The 2,653-nt window shown below is 72.6% G+C and carries 3 protein-coding genes and 1 pseudogene; 2 read left to right on the top strand and 2 right to left on the bottom strand.

The annotated features are described in order from the left end of the window. Positions 1-130: 130 nt before the first annotated feature. Entirely contained in the window at positions 131-439 is a 309-nt protein-coding gene (locus tag ACWD3D_RS35870; RefSeq protein ID WP_451464850.1) for a hypothetical protein, read from the top strand. A 34-nt stretch (positions 440-473) separates the two neighbouring features. Here ACWD3D_RS35870 and ACWD3D_RS35865 read toward each other — a convergent pair whose 3' ends face one another. Both ACWD3D_RS35865 and ACWD3D_RS35860 read right to left on the bottom strand, forming a co-directional pair. Then, positions 474-956 carry a DUF456 domain-containing protein gene (locus ACWD3D_RS35865; RefSeq protein ID WP_451464849.1) on the bottom strand — a complete coding sequence of 161 codons (483 nt, stop codon included), beginning with the start codon at positions 954-956 and terminating at the stop codon, positions 474-476. Positions 957-1,074: 118 nt separating this feature from the next. Continuing rightward, on the bottom strand, positions 1,075-2,067 hold the full coding sequence (locus ACWD3D_RS35860; protein ID WP_451464848.1) for a helix-turn-helix domain-containing protein: 993 nt from the start codon (positions 2,065-2,067) through the stop codon (positions 1,075-1,077). Between the two features lie 304 nt (positions 2,068-2,371). Between ACWD3D_RS35860 and ACWD3D_RS35855 the strand changes: the two are divergent. Next, positions 2,372-2,653, top strand: a pseudogene (locus ACWD3D_RS35855) (protein phosphatase 2C domain-containing protein); the annotation flags it as partial.

The following is a 2,653-nucleotide window of genomic DNA, read 5'->3' as shown; positions in this document are numbered from 1 at the left end:
AAGCCAAGCGGGGACGGGGCAGGTAAAGGCCCGGTCCCCCCGGGGATCGCGCTCACGACCTCGGGGATCACCCCTCACGTCCGCCGGGCCGGTGCCCCGGTCCGGCGGACGTGATGAGCTAATGAGTGGCATGACCTATTTCATGTACGACATCACGGGCACTCCGGTCGAGGAGCCCGACGCCGACGCCGTACGGGCGGCCGTGGCCTCCCTCGGCGAGAGCGAGAGTGAGAACCCGGACATCTCGCTCACCCACGACTCCGGCTGGTCGCTGACCGCCTACGCGGGAGGGCTGCTGCTCTGGGAGAACGTGGAGGACGACTCGCTCGTCCCCGGTGTGATCGAGAAGGCCACCACCGAGGATGTGCTCCGGCTCTTCGACAGGCTCGCCGCCGGGGACACCGACACGGTGGAGGCGGAGGGCTGGCGCCGCGAGTGAGCCGGCGCGGGCGGGCGCGGCCGGTCCGGGCGGTTCAGCCCAGGACGACCGCGCCCAGCCACGCCCCGGCCACCAGCAGACACGCGTACAACTCCACCAGCACCGCGTAACCCGTCGCCCGCAGCACCGACCTGACCGAGGCCCAGCCGGCGCTCCGGGACCCCAGCCGAAGCCGCTCGACGCCGTAGACACCGCTGACATAACCGAGGGCACCGCCCACCACCGGCAGCACGAAGAACCCTCCGATGGCGGACAGCCCGCCGATGAGCAGGGTCCGGCGCGGTGCCCCCGACTCCCTCGGCCGGCGGGGCGGCAACAGCGGCTTCAGCGCCTGGTTCAGCAGCAGGACGGCCGTCGACCCGATCAGCACCCCCCAGGCGAGCGGCGACACGTCGGTCAGTGCCCACCACAGCACGGCGGCCCAGACGATCGCCTGACCCGGTACACCGGGGACCAGGACCCCGATCAGCCCGAGCAGCACCACCAGACCCACGGCGACGAGCTGCCACACACTCATTCGCCCAGACTGCCAAAGCCCCCGCGTTCCCGCGCGTCAGCGCAGGTCCCACGGTGCGTGCCCGATCCCGGGACGACGGCCCCGTACCGCCCGAGGCCGGGATCAGGCCGGGCCCGGGTCAGGACCCGGGGTGGACACGGGCCACCCAACCGCGCTCGTACGCGTGCCAGCCGAGCTGGAGCCTGGTCGACACGCCCGTCAGCTCCATGAGCCCCTTCACCCGCCGCTGAACCGTCCGCAGCCCCAGCTCCAGCTGCTTGGCGACACTCGCGTCCGTCAGGCCCGCGAGCAGCAACGACAGGATCTCCAGATCGGTGGAGTCGGGGCCGTTCTCACCCTCCTTCAGACACCCCTGCTCGCCCAGCCGGAGCGGCATCGCCTCGCGCCAGACGGCCTCGAACAGGCCCGTCAACGACTCCAGCAGCCCGCTCGCGTGGACCACCAGGGCCGCGGGCTCGGCGTTCCGGCCGGTCAACGGCACCATGGCCAGAGCTCGGTCCGCGATCACCAGTTTCGTCGGTACCCGCTCCACCACCCGGCACTGTTCGTCCCGGGCCAGCGCGGTCGAGATCTCCACGATGCCCTGCGGCAGCGACAGCATCTCGCGCTCGATGACCACGCGGAACGACACCCCGCGCGAAGCGGCCCGCTCCTCGGACTCGTTGTCCACGCCGCTCACCGCTATCGGGTTCCCGGTCACCAGCGCGCAGACCTCGAAGACCGCCCCCAGTTGCAACTGGTGGAAGCGCTGGGCCACCGCGCTCGCCCCGGTCACCACCTCCACCAGATCGTGCACGGTCGGTTCGCTCGCCTCGGCGCGGTACTCGGCCGCCAGCAGCGCGGACGCCAGCTCCGCCTGATCCAGCTCGTGCCGCTGCTGGATCAGCAGAGCGCCCAGCGCGACGCCCGGCGGCGCCGCCACCCAGCGGTCGGACCTGGCCGACGACTGCGCGGCGAGCCCCTGCTGTTCCAGCCGGCGCAGGGTCCGCTCCGTCTCCGCCTCCGGCAGCCCCAAACGGTGCGCCAGATGGGAGAGTTCGGCCGCCCCCAAGGCGACCAGCGCACGGTAGGCGGCTTCCTGTCGTTCGTCGAGACCTATGGCACTCAGCATTCTCCTCGGACCCTCCCCGGGCGTCGCGCGTCACGCATCACCTGCACCGGCCGAGCCACCGTGGCGGGAAACGGCCACGGCGCAAACCCGCCGCGCCCATCATCCCCGTACCTGTGGCCCCCCTGCCAAGGTGACCTCACCCGGAGGCTGTTCCACGTGCGCCACGCAACCGCCCCGGGCAGCCGGGACCGGCACGCCGGGCGCCCTTCCCGTGGGGGGTGGGGCAGCCCGGCGGGCCCACCCGGGGTCACCTTTTTTCGCGGCGACCCGGTTTGGTCAGCCGTTCCCGGTGGACAATAAGGGCATGAGTCAGCAGGGGGAGAACCCCACCGCCCACGAGGACGAGTGGTGGAGCAAGCTCTACGACGGCGCCGCGCCGGACATCGGACCCGCCGGCGCGCGGGACAGTCTGGACGACCGCTTCGACTCCGCCGCGGACGCGGTGAGTTCGCCGCCGCCCAGCAAGCCCGACGGCCGGCCGGACGCGGGAGCACGCCGCCGGTCGGCTTCCCGCACGGAACACCCCCGGGCAACACCACCGCGGCGACCGGACCGAAGGCCGGATCGCGCCGCCGCCGCAACACGG

Source organism: Streptomyces sp. NPDC002690, assembly GCF_053592415.1.
This window is presented reverse-complemented; position numbering and strand designations above follow the sequence as displayed.